The 15,320-nt window shown below is 59.2% G+C and carries 10 protein-coding genes; 3 read left to right on the plus strand and 7 right to left on the minus strand.

What is annotated here, in order from left to right; all coding sequences use genetic code 11:
* Positions 1 to 316 precede the first annotated feature (316 nt).
* The 3 genes from Q7C33_RS20475 (at position 317) to Q7C33_RS20485 (ending at position 3,653) form a co-directional block, all read left to right on the plus strand.
* The gene (locus tag Q7C33_RS20475) at positions 317 to 1,375 is read left to right on the plus strand and encodes a homoserine dehydrogenase (RefSeq protein WP_407684051.1); all 1,059 of its coding nucleotides are present in this window, start codon (positions 317 to 319) and stop codon (positions 1,373 to 1,375) included.
* On the plus strand, positions 1,372 to 2,784 hold the full coding sequence (locus Q7C33_RS20480; protein WP_407684052.1) for an aldehyde dehydrogenase family protein: 1,413 nt from the start codon (positions 1,372 to 1,374) through the stop codon (positions 2,782 to 2,784). Before Q7C33_RS20475 ends, Q7C33_RS20480 begins: the two co-directional genes overlap by 4 nt.
* A gap of 518 nt (positions 2,785 to 3,302) precedes the next feature.
* Positions 3,303 to 3,653, plus strand: a complete 351-nt coding sequence (locus tag Q7C33_RS20485) for a DUF6124 family protein (protein ID WP_407684053.1) — start codon at positions 3,303 to 3,305, stop codon at positions 3,651 to 3,653.
* A gap of 60 nt (positions 3,654 to 3,713) precedes the next feature.
* On the opposite strand, the gene Q7C33_RS20490 is transcribed toward Q7C33_RS20485, so the two are convergent.
* The 7 genes from Q7C33_RS20490 to Q7C33_RS20520 all read right to left on the minus strand — a co-directional run bounded on the left by Q7C33_RS20490 (position 3,714) and on the right by Q7C33_RS20520 (position 15,113).
* On the minus strand, positions 3,714 to 4,268 hold the full coding sequence (locus Q7C33_RS20490) for a hypothetical protein (protein ID WP_407684054.1): 555 nt from the start codon (positions 4,266 to 4,268) through the stop codon (positions 3,714 to 3,716).
* A gap of 89 nt (positions 4,269 to 4,357) precedes the next feature.
* Positions 4,358 to 5,269, minus strand: a complete 912-nt coding sequence (locus Q7C33_RS20495; RefSeq protein ID WP_407684055.1) for a restriction endonuclease — start codon at positions 5,267 to 5,269, stop codon at positions 4,358 to 4,360.
* Between the two features lie 242 nt (positions 5,270 to 5,511).
* On the minus strand, positions 5,512 to 6,213 hold the full coding sequence (locus Q7C33_RS20500) for a M48 family metallopeptidase (RefSeq protein WP_407684056.1): 702 nt from the start codon (positions 6,211 to 6,213) through the stop codon (positions 5,512 to 5,514).
* Entirely contained in the window at positions 6,210 to 9,536 is a 3,327-nt protein-coding gene (locus tag Q7C33_RS20505; RefSeq protein ID WP_407684057.1) for a type I restriction endonuclease subunit R, read from the minus strand. Before Q7C33_RS20505 ends, Q7C33_RS20500 begins: the two co-directional genes overlap by 4 nt.
* Before the next feature lie 79 nt (positions 9,537 to 9,615).
* The gene (locus tag Q7C33_RS20510; protein ID WP_407684058.1) at positions 9,616 to 11,268 is read right to left on the minus strand and encodes an ATP-binding protein; all 1,653 of its coding nucleotides are present in this window, start codon (positions 11,266 to 11,268) and stop codon (positions 9,616 to 9,618) included.
* Between the two features lies 1 nt (position 11,269).
* Positions 11,270 to 12,625, minus strand: a complete 1,356-nt coding sequence (locus Q7C33_RS20515; RefSeq protein ID WP_407684059.1) for a restriction endonuclease subunit S — start codon at positions 12,623 to 12,625, stop codon at positions 11,270 to 11,272.
* Positions 12,618 to 15,113 (minus strand): N-6 DNA methylase, encoded by a 2,496-nt coding sequence (locus tag Q7C33_RS20520; protein ID WP_407684060.1) that lies wholly within the window; start codon positions 15,111 to 15,113, stop codon positions 12,618 to 12,620. The genes Q7C33_RS20515 and Q7C33_RS20520 overlap by 8 nt, the downstream gene beginning before the upstream one ends.
* Positions 15,114 to 15,320 lie beyond the last annotated feature (207 nt).

Below are 15,320 nucleotides of genomic sequence, written 5' to 3' on the forward strand. Positions count from 1 at the left end.
AGCCGGCGCAGATGAATGCCCCGACTCCAATGGACCAAACACTGAAAAAAACTGTGGGAGCGAGCTTGCTCGCGATGGCGGTAGACCAGTCGACATCAATGTTGCCTGACCTGACCCCTTCGCGAGCAGACTCACTCCCACAGAGGCCTGTGTTCGGCCAGTCGATTCTGTCGGCTTTCCCCCCACCCACCACTTCGCCCACCCCCTGGTCAAAACGCCCAGAAAATAGAGCAAATTGGCATATTTCACTGCCCACCCCACACCCCTAACCTAGATCCCAACAACCTCATCACCCGGATCAAGGGACACAACAAAAATGACTGAATACAAACTGGCTCTAGTCGGCTTCGGCGGTGTAAACCGGGCATTGGCCCAACTGATTGCCGAGCGCAACCAGCAGTGGAAAACCGAACTCGGCTTCACCCTGAAAATCGTCGGCGTGACCGACCTGTTCCTCGGTTCGGTGATGAACCGCCACGGCCTCGACGCCGCCTCACTCGCCCGGCTGCCCGCCAGCAAAGGCGCCATGGCCCAACTCCCCGGCGGCACCGTCGACGCCCTCAACGAAGCCGTGATCAAAGACTGCGGCGCCGACATCATCGCCGAAGCCACCTTCACCAACCCGGTGGACGGCGAGCCCGCCACTTCGTTCTGCCGCTGGGCCCTGGAGCGCGGCAAAGACGTGGTCACCACCAACAAAGGCCCCATCGCCCTGCACGGCGCCGAACTCAAGGCCCTGGCCCGACGCAACAACGTCGCTTTTGAATACGAAGGCTCAGTGATGAGCGGCACCCCGGTCATCCGCCTCGCCAAACAAGCCCTGGCCGGCAGTTCGATCACTGGTTTCGAAGGCATCCTCAACGGCACCTCCAACTTCGTCCTCACCGCCATGGAAGGCGGCCTCGGGTTCGCCGAAGCCGTCAGCCAGGCCCAAGCCCTGGGCTACGCCGAAGCCGACCCAACCGCCGACGTCGAAGGCCACGACGTCCGTCTCAAAGTCGTCATCCTCGCCAACGAACTGCTCGACGCCAAACTCACCGTCAACGACGTCAGTTGCAAAGGCATCTCCGCCCTCAGCCTCGACGACATCGAAAAAGCCCGCCGCGACGGCGCCCGCTGGAAACTCATCGGCGCCGCCACCCGCAATGCCGACGGCTCCATCAGCGCCAGCGTCGAACCGCGCCTGCTCAGCAACGACCACCCGCTGGCGAGCATCAGCAGCGCCACCAACGCCGTGTCGTTCACCAGCGAACTGCTCGGTGCCGTCACCGTCTCCGGCCCAGGCGCAGGCCGCACCGAAACCGCCTTCGCACTGCTGTCCGACATCATCCACATCCACCAATCGGCAACCCGCAAACAGGAGCACACCCTGTGAACGTATCGCGCCTGGCCCTGGCGGTCGTCGAACCGCACATCGAAGTTCTCAACCCGTTTGACGGCAGCGTCGTCGGCACCGTCGCCGACCTCAAAGCCTCGGAAGTCCCACACCTGCTCGAAACCGCACGCAGCGGCGCAAAAACCTGCGCCGCACTGCCGCGCCATCGCCGCGCAAGCATCCTCGAACACGCCGCCCTGAACATCGAACGCGACGCCAAAACCTTCGCCCGACTCATCGTCGACGAAGCCGGCAAGACCCTCAAACAGGCGGAAAAAGAAGTCAAACGCTGCGTCAACACCCTCAAACTCTCCGCCGAAGAAGCCAAGCGCAACGCCGGCGAAATCGTACCGTTCGACGCCTACGAAGGCGCCGAATCCCGTCAGGGCTGGTTCACCCGCGAACCCCTGGGCCTGATCGTCGCCATCACCCCCTACAACGACCCGCTGAACCTGGTCGCCCACAAACTCGGCCCGGCCATCGCCGGCGGCAACGCGGTGATTCTCAAACCGTCCGAGCTGGCGCCGTTGTCAGCCCTCAAACTGGTGTCGTACCTGGTCGAAGCCGGCCTCCCCGAAACCGTGGTCACCGTCGCCACCGGCGGCGCCGAACTGGGCAAAGCCCTGGTCGCCGCCCGCGACGTGCGGATGATCTCCTTCACCGGCGGCTTCGTCACCGGCGAACAAATCGCCCGCACCGCCGGCCTGAAAAAACTCGCCATGGACCTCGGCGGCAACGCCCCCGTCATCGTCATGAGCGACTGCAACCTCGACGCCGCCGTCGACAGCTGCGTCTCCGGCGCCTTCTGGGCCGCCGGGCAAAACTGCATCGGCACCCAACGCCTGCTCATCCACGCACCGATCTACGAAGCCTTCCGCGAACGCTTCGTCAACCAGGCCCAAGCCCTCGTCGTCGGCAACCCGCTGCTCGCCAATACCGACATCGGGCCGATGATCACCCAGCAAGCTGCGCAGAACGCCGAACAGATGGTGAACGAAGCGCTGCAACAAGGCGCCACGTTGCTCTGTGGCCACCGTCGTCAGGGCAATTGCTATGCGGCTACGGTGTTGGAAAATGTCGATCATTCCAGCCGGCTCTGGTGCAACGAAGCGTTTGCGCCGGTGGTGGTTTTGCAGGTGTTCGAGACGTTTGATGAGGCGATTGCGTTGGCTAACGAGCCTGAGTACGCGTTGCACGCTGGGATTTTCACCAATGATCTGTCCACGGCGATGAGCGCTGCGCGGCGGATCGAGGCGGGGGGCGTGATGATCAATGACTCGTCGGATTTCCGGTTCGATGCGATGCCGTTTGGCGGCTCCAAGTACGGCAGCTTGGGCAGGGAAGGGGTGCGGTTTGCGTACGAGGAAATGACCCAGCCTAAGGTGGTTTGTTTGAATGCGTTGGGGTGAGGGGCTGGTCAGGCCCGAGGAGTCGCTTTACCTGTCATGTCGCTAAAACGCCGTTTTGACGACACGTTTTGTTCTCATGTCGTCGGCAGCGACATGAGGAGGGAACGTGTCGCAGAAATCGCAAAACAGCGACACGTTATCCTCTCGTGATGGGGTGGGGCGACGCGGTGTTTATTGGACGCTTGGAATCCAGGGCGCGACTGACGTTTTCTTGCGTCATTGCCTACAACTACGCCAGAATCCGCCGGCTTGTGCGTTTTGGGGGCCGTCGGTAGTTTGAGTCTTGTCACTGAGCATCAGTGATCGGGTTTCGCAGCCCGGACTCTATAGGCGCACAACGTCACCTTCGAAAGCAGATCGTCCTATGTCTGTGATTTCGTCAGAGGTGGCTGTGCGTGGGAGACCCCATGGGTCTGCCGGTCCCTAGAGTCCCGGTCTGCGAACCCGCGTACAGCTGCCACCCCAACTTCGTTTCGCAGCGAATGGTGGTAGCTCCAACAGACTCTAGGAGCTTTACCATGGCTAAAATTACACCGAACCCGCCTGCTACAGATGAGCATGTGTCGCGCGCTCAGACTGCTCGTAACAAGAAGCTTGATGATGCTGCCAACCGGGCATTGGATTTTTATCTGAAGCCTACTCCGAAGAAAGAAACGTCTGACAATCCCAACAGCATCTTCCGTATCGCACCGGATGTTGATTCGGAGTGTCTGCTTGCCAGCCTCAGCGAAAACCTGGCTTCGGCGAATGCCATGATCAGTGATTTGGCGTTTGATCTGGATGGATCGCGACGGCGTGTTGCGATGGGGATCTTGCAGGTGATTGAGGTGAGTGAGCTGCTGGCGAATCGGGCTTTGGATATTGTTTAGGTGAGGTAATAAGGGGGAGTCGCTGCCCCAGGAAAAAGGTCTTGCATGGCAAGACCTTTTTTATGACCAGCGCGTACCTTCTACATTCCACGCTAATGCCTGCTGCTCACGCAACAGATGCCATATTCCACCGTTTAAACGATACATGAACATGTCTTTAAAGATCCGAGTAGAGCTGCCTTCGAACTCCACAAGTGATACCAGCAGCGGCACGTCAGCGCGCCATTTGCTGGCGATATACCCCAACTGCCGTTCAATTGTTCCTACCGGCGCATAGCTGAACAGGAAGCAGAACAATGGTCGCTCCTTGAGGGCCGCATTGGAGAGCTTTTCGGGTTCGTTGATCCTGTTCTCGTAGGGACTTTGCCATTCCCATTCGGCGAAAACAATGGGGCCTCGCTGGGTGTCGCGTATCACCGCGTCAGTACGATTGCCAGACTCGAAGTGTGCGAAATAACCCATTAGATCTGCGACGCGTCGCACAGTGTATCCGGTATGGACGTTCCAATCTGAGAGCGAGCCGATGTCACGGCTATAACCATCCATGGGGAAGTCTCGATACCAGCTGTAGGCGAACAAAGTGGAGAAGTCCTGCAACAGATCTTGATCACGCATATGCCGTCTCGTTCGGAAGGGCGCACCCGACAAATATGTCGAATTTACCAAGAGGTATCGGACTTTATTGTCGGGGCTTGAGGTGCCGGTCAGTATTCTACAAAGTAATCGCTATCCAGCTGCTTGACCTCGTAGATCTGCTTCACATTGCAACCCAAATTATTCTCTACCATCAGTTGTGCCAGCTCCAACCCGTCGATCAACACCACTTTGATATCCAGACTCATGGCGGCCTCGCGGGCCCCGTTGGAAAAGTCCGAAGTGGTAATGAACACACCCTTACGGGCGCGTTGGCGGGTGAGGGCGCCGATGAACTTGTCGATTTCCGGGCGGTGTACGGTGTTGGTCCAACGCTTGGCTTGCAGGTAGATGACGTCCAGGCCGAGCTTGTCTTCCTTGATGATGCCGTCGATGCCGTCGTCGTTGGTTTGCTGCGTTGCTCGACCTGCTTCCTTGCGTGAGCCACCGTAGCCCATGGCGATCATCAGATCGACCACCAGTTGCTCGAAAAAAGTGGGTGAAGCTGCACGCACCAGGGCCAGCAGTTCATCCGCCAACGATTGTGTCAGCGCCTGGTGTGCTGCGGCCAACTGCTCGTCGGGAGTCGCCTGTTCGACCGGTTCGCTCTGCAGAGCTAACGCTGGGTCATCGGCGGGACTGGTCGTATGGAACGCGGCGAATTCAGGGTATTGCTTGAGCCACCTAACGGTAATACGTGCCGGCCCGCTGTTCAGCGCCTCTCGACCGCGATCGGTGATTTGCACCAGCCCCTTTGCCGGAATGCTCAGCAGCCCCGCCTTATTCAGATAGGTCCGCGCCCAACCGACTCGATTGTTAATGACTGTTTGCTTGCCGGAAGGCAGGCGTTCGCTGCGTTCCTCCTCGCTGAGCTGAAACTCGTTGGCGATGCGCTCGCGAAGTTCGCTTAGGGCTAGCGGAGTATTGTCGGCGACAGTGGCCAGTATCGGTCGCATGACGCTCTGAAAGTCCGGGATGGGCATGAGTAACTTCCTGTTCAGTTGCCGAGGCCTATTAAAGCAGGTGCGAATCCTGGTTGTCGTGCGCCAGACCTTCAGCCTAAATAGTGACTGGGGTGGCTGGGCCGGAGATTTACTGATATCGAGCATCTGCAATATCAGTGGATACCTGCCTGATCTGCGCAAGGTGTGTTCCCCAACCGCTTTGTGGTGGCGCGATCGACCTTAAGCCTGGAGTTCGAAAGGTCACGAGCAAGAGAAGAGCTTCAGACTCCTTCTACTTCGATCCCATGTTCTGCCAACCATGTCTTGCGCTGTGCGTAGTCAGGCATGACGCGCTCCAGGCGGAGCCAAAATTCTGGGGTGTGATGTGGCTCTTGCAAGTGCACCATCTCATGCACCACCACATATTCCGCAATGGGCTTGGGCAGCAGGATTGTTTTCCAGTGAAAGTAGAGCTGTGCGCCTTTGCCACAGGAGCCCCAGCGATAGCCCAGATCCTGCACACGCACACCGCTGGGGATCAGGTCCATGCGGGCTTGGTGGTTCTTGACGCGTAAGGCCAGCCAGCTGCGAGCATGTTCGCTGTACCAACGGATAAAATGTTCGCGGGCTCGTGGCAGTTCGCTACGCAGCAGGCGGAAGCGACCGGCAGAAAGTTTCAGTGGCACATCCTGCTCATCAACCAGTTTGAGGCGATAACTTCGACCCAAATACAGAAACCCCTCTCCGTCGACGTATTCCTTGGTGGGGATTGAGCGCTGCAGGCGTTCCTTTTCGGCAAGCCGCGAGTAAATCCAGAAGCTCTTTTCCGCTACGAATTGCCGCAGCGCGTGCTCCTCAACCTCTGGCGGGGCAGAAAGGATAAGTGCGCCGTCGCGCTCGACAGTGATCTGTAGCGTCTTGCGCCGCGCGCTGCGGCGTAGCGTCAATTGCAGATCGTTTACGGTGAGGGTTTGATTGTTCACAGCTGCATCAACCGATCATGGCTGGCTCTCGCTTGATCCATCAGGCGGTCAGACAGCACCCCCGCCGTATCGCTATCCACCAAGGGCGGACGCAGTCGCATCAGATAATCGAATAGCTGCCCAGCCAGCTCTTCCTGTGCCGCTCGCTTGCGCGGGCTCCAGATATCGCGGTGGCTTTGGAGTTCGCCCACCAACAGATCGACCAGTTCCACTGTCACATCCTTCAAACGCAGCAGCTCGGCGGGCTTTGGATTGGCGTCGGCACACACCACATCCAGCAGGGTGCGCAGGAAGGGGGCATAGTGCTCGGGCAAGTCCAGGGGGCTGTAGTCATCGCTCATTTGACCGCTGCGCAGCTCGTTGATGATCTTCTGCATCTGCTCAACCAACTGATCCCACTGCTCGCCCAGCGACTTGAGCAGCTCGTTCAGGCGTTCGGATAGCTTGCGATAAAGCACCGGATCTTCATCAGTATGCTTGCGTACATGCGAGCGAATGGCGTGCTCCATCTCTGAGGCCTTGGCGCGGTCGTTGACGCTACGCGACAACTGCTTCTCGAAGTCTGCATCGGTGAGCTGGATTGGCGGAATCTTCGGGTCGATACCCAGCGAAATAACATGATCGTCGATCAGCTTGCGCACCTTGGCGCCGACATCCTTGCCCAGTTGCGGCAGGTCCTTGTAACGCCCGCGCGCACGTGCATGGATATAGGCTAGGCGCTTGGCATCCTTGACGAAGGGGAGACCCTCGGGGCGTGGCAGTACGGTGTCCAATGAGTCGAGGAACGCTTTGAGCTTTACCGCAAATTCGGCGCGCACCTTTTCCGATTCCAGTGCGGCAATGCAGGCTTCGGCATCTTCCAGCGACTCGATGCCCTGGCGACGCAGCACATCCACCACGCGAAGATGACGATCGCGCAGCACCGGCACCTCGTCCTTGATGCTGCTCAGTGCACCTTCGATATCCTCGTCGGCATAGGCTGCCAGCGCTTCGCGCAGGTGGTTGGCGACCCCGTAGTAGTCGACCACGATGCCGCAGCGTTTGCCGAAACCAGTACGGTTGACCCGTGCAATGGCTTGCAGCAGCTCGGCTTCCTTGATTGGCCGGTCAAGGTACATGACCCCTTCGATGGGGGCGTCAAAGCCGGTGAGCAACATAGATTTAACGATCAGGAAAGCCAACGGGTCGGCCTTGCCTGGCTGCTCATGATTCAGGGGCTTCTTGAAACGCTGGATTAGCAGTTCGTGCTTGCTGCCCTCCGTCCAGGTTTTCCACTCGGCCGGATCGTTGTTTGTGCCTGAAATAATCGGTGCGAACTCCAGGCAGCGTAGCCTGTCGCGATAGCGCCACGCCTGCACGCGCGCCTGCAGCTTAGGTGGACGCTGACACAGTGCTTCATCGTCGAGGTCTTTGTCGGCTGCTGGCAACGCTTCGGCCTCGGCCAGCAACTGATCGCGGGCGGCCTGCAGCGCCTGGAAATAGCGGATTGCCGCAATCCGGCTATAGGCTACAACCTGTGCCTTGTAGCCATTGGGCAGGATATTGGTGACGTAATGTCTGAGGATGTCACGCGCCTTATCAGCGATCAGCGCGGGGGCATCAAAGATATGGCCTTTGGTGGCGTATTTTTTCTTGATCAGCTCCAGCTCGTCCTGACTGTGCTCGCGGAACAAATCCTCGAACAGTTCATCCAGGCTCGCTCCATCTTTTAATGCGCCCTGGGCAGTGCGTCCTTCGTAAAGCACCGGCACTGTAGCGCCATCTGCCTCGGCTTCCTTGATGGTGTATTTGTCGATGAACGCGCCGAAAATTTCGTGGGTGCGTTTCTTATCGCCCATGATGATCGGTGTACCGGTAAAGCCGATGCGCACGCAGTTGGGCAGGCCCGCCAGCAGGTTTGCCTGCAGATCGCCGGCCTGGGTGCGGTGCGCCTCATCGATCAATACCAGAATGCTTTCGTCGTGGTTGAGCACCTCGAATGGTTTGCTTACCAGATAGGGCGCGCGCTTTTCGGCGGCTTTGAGGGATGTCGTAGCTTGCGCAGGGATCAGCGCCTCCCCATCCTCCTCCTGTTCGGGATTGCGATACTTTTGGATGGTGGCGAATACCAGACCGGGGCCCTGGCGACGTGCCAAGGCTTTAACACCCTCGATATTGGAGGCCACCTCCGGCAGTTCACCGCTCAGCGTGGCGGTGGCGGCGAGCTGGCTTTGAAGGTCTTTACGGTCAGTGACCACGATGATTTTGAAGCGGCGCAGCTGTGTGTCCGTGCGCATCTTGCGCACCAGAAATACCATGGTCAGGCTCTTGCCCGAACCCTGGGTGTGCCAAACGATGCCGCCGCGCTGGTCGCTCTCGCCATGCTCAAGGCGCGTCTGCCCGCGTTTCATGCGGATCACCGTGCGGTTCACCGCGCGGTACTGCTGGTAGCGGCAGACCGTCTTGATGGTCTGCCCGCCAACCTGCATGAACAGCATGAAATGCCGGATCAGATCGAGCAGGTGGGCCGGCGTCAGCATGCCTGCCACCAGGCGCTCCTGCTCGGACAGTTTGGCTTTGCCTAGCTGCTCGGCTACTGACTGCTCGCTGCCGCTACCTTCCGGGCCAACCACGGTTTTCCATTGGGAGAAATGCCCGAAGCCGGCCCCAATGCAGCCCACTCGTGCTTCGTCGTAGCTACTGGCGACCAGCAGCTGCACGCTAGCGAACAGTGTTTCGTTGCCCTCGTTGTCCTCGACTTCGAAGGCTGCCTTGCGCTGGTTGCTGTAGCGGCGCAATTGATCGACAGCTTCGGCCAGCGGTTCTGGAATGGAGGGGCTCTTGCATTCCACCACTACCAGCGGGATGCCGTTCACCAGCAACACCAGATCCGGGACGATAAATTTCTTGCCGCTGCTGTACCCCGGTGGGCAATCCACTCGGAACTGGTTGATCACGCTGAAGTGGTTATTGGCCGGGGTGGCCCAGTCGATGTACTGGATGGTCTGGCCACGCCCGCCTTCCCAGCCCTGGAGGCCGTCGACAGTGATGCCTTTGAGCAGCAGTTCAGTGACTGCCTGGTTGGCTTCCATCAGCTTGCCGGCGCCCACGCGGGTAATGGCCGCCAGTGCTTCGGCAACGCGCTGCTCATCTAGCCAGGGCTGACCGTCGCGCAGGTTGATGGCACGCAAGCGCTCGGCCAGCGCGGCCCGCTGAATCACTTCACTGAAACTGCTGCGGCCAGTGATGGCCGGGTCGTCGAGGCTGCCCTCGATATGCTTCCAGTTCAGCCCCTGTAACTGAGCCACAAAGGGTTTTTCGACGTCATCCAATTCCCAGCCCACGGTTACTCCTTTAATCCAGTTCAGGCGTGTATGGGCTCATACAGGCTCATAAGCGGCTCATAGCGGCTCATAGAATTTTTTAGCCGAGCTTATAGACCGACCAGCGTCGTTCACCTTGCTGTAACAGTGTGCCCTTGTCTTTCATGCGCTTGAGCAGTTTTGCCGCTTGATCAGGCGAGAGCCGACAAAGATCCATTACTTCAGCGCGCTGAATCTGCCCATGCTGCTGCACGTAGTTCAACACCATCTGCTCATGTTGAATGGGTGTGAAGCCTGCCTGGCGGGTATAACCGGCCTTGTCGCCCACGGCCTGGTACAGACTGGCTGACAGAGTGTAGCTGCGCCCTCGGGTAGAACCGTGGGCCTCGACCAAGCCGGCTTCGGTCAGGGCTTCCAGGGTGCGTTTGGCACTGGCGGTGTCGCGCTGGATCTGTACGGCCAATTCGTCGGCCGTGACGCGCTTAGTTTCACGCAGGGCGGCCAGGGCGATCAGGCTGTCGATGGGCAGCTCGGCGTGGGTGGCGCGCTCGTGTTCGACTACCAGTCGGCGGAAGTCCAGGTCGGCCTCGGCTGTGGGCAGGCGCAGCACTACGCTTTGGGCGGTGGTGTAACTGTAGTCCGGGGCCGGCCGGCCGAACTTAAGCAAGCCGCGGAAAATCTTGTCCACGCCCCGGCCGGATCGTTCGACCACGCCGACACGCTTCATGGCGTCGGCCAGGGCCGGGTTGCGCGGGCGCGGTTCGGTCACCAGCAGGTTGGCCAGGGTCACGCCATCGACCAAGCCTCCGGGGTTGCTGACCACCAGGGCATCGTCCTCCAGGCGCACATGCACCGCGCCTCTGCCGTGGTAATCGCGATGCACCAAGGCATTGGCTACGGCTTCGCGGAAGGCGCCGAGGTCAACCTTGGGCACTGGCACGCGGAACAGGCCGACCTGCAGTTCTTCCTCTGGGTTGTAGGGACGGAAGTTGGTTTCCAGCCAGTCCAGTGCCTTGAGCAATGGGAAGCGGCGAAACTCGTTGAAGCGCACTGCCTGCTGGGCCAGTACCTGGAAAGCGAACTCGTGGGTGGGCACCAGTTGGCGCAGGGAGGTTTCTCGGCCGATCAGGAGCAGGCCGGTGAGGGTTGGCACACGCGAACCATCGGACTGGCGCGCGGTGAGCAGCAGCGCACCGTCGAGGGCTTCGTCGTCCAGCTCCAGCAGCACGCGGTCACCGCCGTATTGCTGAACTGCCTGGCGTAGACGTTCACGCTCCAGCGGGTCGAGATCGGAAAGGGTGGCGCCGGCTACTGGCTGGGCGGAGACATCTAGGAGGCCGAAGTTGCTTGCGCGGCTATTGCGCTCATGGGGCAGCATGGCTACGCATTCGGGAGTGCCGTCGTGTTTCAAGCGGCGGCGCAGGTAGACGCCGCTGGTGGTGGCCACCTCGCCCTGGGCTTTGGGTACATGGATACGCGCTACGGTCACGCCATCCAGGTCGAGCGCCTCGGCCTTTACGTGCAGCGACGGCGAGGTGCGCGCTGCGACCATGCCGGTCAGGCCCTCCAGCAGGCGATGCTCGGCATGCAGACCGGTGGGCGTGCCGTCGTCCTCGACGCCCAGCCATAGCTCGCCGCCCTCGGCGTTGGCCAGGCAGACCAGCGCCTCGATTAATTCGCGGTCGGGGAGCTTGCTGCGGTCGCTCTTGAACTCGACGGTGAGGGATTCGCGAGGTGGAAGACACTGGTGCATATCAGGCTCCCGGTTGTCCTGCAGGCTGGTGGACGATTGGCGCAGCAGTCTCCAGCAGCAGGTTACTGCGCACGCGACCGGTCAGCAGGTCGTCCATCAGACCTTTTTTTGCAGCAAGTAGCTTCTGATGCTGAGCCTCTTCCATAGCGATCTTTCTTTCAGAGGACTCAACTCTTTCAATGATTTGATCTTGCTCCTCAGGCATAGGCCAAGGGAAACGAAGAGCCATCAGAACCGCACTATTAGCCACATCCCTACCGGCTGAATTCACAGTCATCCTGATCTGCTTGCGCACCAGAATGCTGGATGCCAATAGAAGCTGAAGCAGTCGTGGTCGCGCTTTTTCACTATCGACTGAAATTCGCATGAAGTTAGACGACATGATCCAGCCGCGTTGCTCCTCGGTTATAACAACGGATCGGCCAACATCTGCAACGCGAGAAAAGGCGATATCTCCAGGACACAGCTCAAAGTCCACCAGATGCTCCGCTGTCTTTTCATCAATAAAAAGCAGCTCGCTTTCTATGAAAGCCCCATCGCCAAGTGATCCAATCGTTACAACCGGGCGTCCGCTTTCACGCCAATGTTCCCCTTTTAGGGAAGAGCCGAACGGGCCTGTTCGGATTACAGAGCGGTCCTTTTGGACAGCAAAAGCGAGCCCTGCCACCGTCCACTCTTGGGGAACCCAGCCCAGCGGCGACTCCTTGTAAAGCTGCGGCGCTTCGCTCTGTGGTGGGCGCAGTTGTCCGTTGACGTCGATACCGCGGGTCAGCAGGTCGTGCAGCAGACCCTGTTTGACGGCCTTGAGCTTGTCGATCAGCGTCTCGGTTTCGCGGATGGCGGTGTCGAGGGTGTCGAGGATTTGGGCGATGGCTCGCTGTTCACTCACGGGCGGAAGAGGAACCTCTCGGGCTCGCACAGCGGCACCGTTGATGTTCGCCTGTGTGGTCTGCCCAGAAAACCTCAACCAGTCCGGTCTGATAAAGTCGAGATGCTGATAGAGGTAGTCTCTATCGCAAGTGAATGGCGGAATCAGTGCGCACAACGCCTGATTGGCCGCCAGCTCGCAAGCTGTGATTTTTGTGAGTCCAATCGTCCCGTACATGGAGACCAAGATGGTTCCAATCGGGTACTTTTTGGCAGCAGACTCTCGCAGTGCCGCCTCTGTCACATACAGCTCACAGTCATCCAGAAACTTGGACTTAGCCCGTGTCAGGTCCTCAGTTTTGGCGAAAGGAAGCCCACCGGTCTCAGAGTAATAGCGGGGACTTCCAGATGTTGGCGTACCACCACTGGTGATGTGGCTGGCAAGCTCTTCTAGCGAACTTACTCGCCAGTCCAGTGGCCACTCAGACATAACCCAACCCCTTCAGGAACCCCTGCAACGCTTCTGCCGCCTTATCGCGCTTCTGTTCGATCTCATTGAGCGTCATCCGGTACTTGTTCCACCAGTTCTCAACGGCAGCGACAATCTGCTTGCGTTGCGCGGCGATATAGCGCTCGACAATGGCCTGCATATCGTTGTGCAGAATGGTCAGCAGCAGTTCGGCGGCTTGCTGCTCGCCTAACCCGTCGACGGCCAGATTTAGGTGGTTGGCGAAGTTTTTCTGCTGGATTTTAAGCTGCGTTTTCACCTTGGTCAGCTCTGCCTTCCAGGCTTTGAGCTGGGCTTCGTCGATGGAGTTTTCCTCGCCGTCGGCATCAGCCTCGCTCTCGGCCTCGTCGGAATCTTCCCCCTTGGTTGGCGATGCGGCTTTAAGCTGGATGTCCAGTTCTGCCTTTTTCGCTTCCAGCTCGGCCAGCCCGGCTACAAAATCTCCGAGCAGGAACTTCACCAGCTTGTGCTCCAGCGGGTTTTGCTTGCTGGCCTTGTCTTCCAGGGAGGTGATGATGCTGGTGCGCCAGGCGTCGATCACGCCCCGGCTGCCACGGGCCATCAGACCGAGGAAGTCGTATTTGCTCTGGTACCAGAAGCCGGCGACGATGCCCCGTACTTGGAAGGGATCTAGCAGGCCAATGCCTTCCAGCGTCTGGCTAAAACTAGCCAGCAATTTGCCGCGCAACTCGACCAACGCGGCGCTGTTATCGAGCTTCCCAGCCAGTGCGGTGATACGTGGGCTGTGTTCGTGCCACCAGCGCTCGAAGGCCTCACGGAGGGCGGCTTCCTTGACCCGCAGGCCTGCGTTGCCTTCGATGGCCGGCTTGAGGTCGGTGCGGCGGGTTAGCTCACTGCGAAAGTCGAGATATTGTGCGTCGCGCGCCACGAAGAGGTCCTGCGGGTCGAGGCCGTGGGCGGAGAATAGCGGAGCTTTCGCTTCGACTTCTGCCTTGGGCACACCACCCAGCAGGTGGGCACGCACATCATGCGGCTCGGGCGGCGGTGCGTTGTCCACGTAGCGACGGATATTCAGGTTGTAATCGTTGTCGCGCAGGGTGGCGATATCCACCACGTCGCTAAGACCATCGATCCGGCGAAATTCGTCAAAGGCGGTGGTGATCTTCTCGATATGCTCGGGCAGCAAATAGTTCTGCGCACGGCCCTCGAAGTACTCGCGGTCGGCGTTGATAAACAGCACTTTCCCCTGGCGCTCGGCAGGCTTGGCGCTGACACGGTTGGCGCCTTCCTGCTTTTGTTGGCGCAGAATGAGGATGCATGCCGGAATACCGGTGCCATAGAACAGGTTGGCCGGCAGGCCGATCACGGCCTCGAGCAGGTCGTTCTCGATAATGCCGGCGCGGATGCCGCGTTCCTCTCCGCCCCGGAACAGTACGCCATGGGGCAGTACGGTGGCGATCATGCCCTCGTCGCGAGTCACGGCGAGCATGTGCTGGAGGAACATCAGGTCGGCTTTTTTCGAGCCCAACGGCACTTCGCCGAAGCGGAAACGCTGCTCGCGGAATGTCGGGTTCCAGGCCAGGCTGCCATCCGGGCTTTTCTCGGTATGGCCCCAGTTGATGGAGAACGGCGGGTTGGTGAGAATTCGGTCGAAGCGGCGTAACTCACCGCCTTCGACATGCCGAGGGTTGGCCAAGGTGTCTTCGTTCTCCAGCCCGGTGCCGCTGATGCCATGCAACAGCATGTTCATCCGTGCGATGGACCAGACGGTACCGTTGAATTCCTGGCCGAACAGGTTGGCCTTGCGACCGTCTTCTCCGTGCTCGTCAATGTATTCCTTGGCAGCAATCAACATGCCGCCCGAGCCGCAACACGGGTCATAGATATCGTGTTCGAGGCGTGGCTTGAGCAGGTGAACCATCAACCGTACCACCGCACGCGGTGTATAAAATTCGCCGCCCTTCTTGCCGGCCGAGTCGGCGAACTCGCCGATCAGGTACTCGTAGGCGGCGCCGAGCAGGTCGGGGAACTCGAAGTCGCTATTGCGCAGACGCACTTCACCGAAGTGGGTGATGAGCTGGCGCAGCTTCTGATCGGGAATCTTTCCCTGGCCGACCTTGCGGGTAAAGTCGATATGCTCCAGCACCCCTTCCAAGTCCGCATTGTTTCCCTCGATGCCGGCCAGCGCCTTGTTCAATAGATCGCCGACATTGATGTGTGCTTCGTTGAGCACGTACCAGAATCGAGAATGGATGGGCACCCAGAAATTGCCATGGAGCTTGTACCAGCGCGGATTTTCCGCCAGGGCACATGCCTCGGATCTACTCTTGCCAGCATCTATCTGATCGGCAACGACCTGCTCATAGCGCTCCTCGAATACGTCGGAGCAGCGCTTGAGGAACAGCATGCCAAAAATGTATTCCTTGAACTCCGAAGCATCCATCTTGCCGCGCAGAATATCGGCAGCCTTGAATAGATGGCGTTCCAGTTGTTGCAGCGTGAGGGGCATTGCGGAATCTCTTGTGGGCACTCAGGAGCGGATGCCGATCCTGATGGTATTAAATGCCGGGGATTGTATCCCAATCCAAGCTTGGCACTGAGCAGTCTCGGTTGTACGGACTCAGGTTGGGTGGCGCAAGACAGGATGCCCGGATGCTTACGCTTAAATGCCGTCGCTGCGAAGGTAAGTACAGATTTCAGACATTAAAAAGCCGGC

This window comes from Pseudomonas sp. BP11-1-1 (genome assembly GCF_052112105.1).
GTDB classification, from domain to species: Bacteria; Pseudomonadota; Gammaproteobacteria; order Pseudomonadales; family Pseudomonadaceae; genus Aquipseudomonas; species Aquipseudomonas alvandae.

Excerpts from the sequence above, each read along its gene's own strand:
- Q7C33_RS20515 (WP_407684059.1), bottom strand. The coding sequence starts at position 12,625 with ATGTCTGAGTGGCCACTGGACTGGCGAGTAAGTTCGCTAGAAGAGCTT.
- Q7C33_RS20520 (WP_407684060.1), bottom strand. The coding sequence starts at position 15,113 with ATGCCCCTCACGCTGCAACAACTGGAACGCCATCTATTCAAGGCTGCC.
- Q7C33_RS20490 (WP_407684054.1), bottom strand. The coding sequence starts at position 4,268 with ATGCGTGATCAAGATCTGTTGCAGGACTTCTCCACTTTGTTCGCCTAC.
- Q7C33_RS20495 (WP_407684055.1), bottom strand. The coding sequence starts at position 5,269 with ATGCCCATCCCGGACTTTCAGAGCGTCATGCGACCGATACTGGCCACT.
- Q7C33_RS20510 (WP_407684058.1), bottom strand. The coding sequence starts at position 11,268 with ATGCACCAGTGTCTTCCACCTCGCGAATCCCTCACCGTCGAGTTCAAG.
- Q7C33_RS20475 (WP_407684051.1), top strand. The coding sequence starts at position 317 with ATGACTGAATACAAACTGGCTCTAGTCGGCTTCGGCGGTGTAAACCGG.
- Q7C33_RS20485 (WP_407684053.1), top strand. The coding sequence starts at position 3,303 with ATGGCTAAAATTACACCGAACCCGCCTGCTACAGATGAGCATGTGTCG.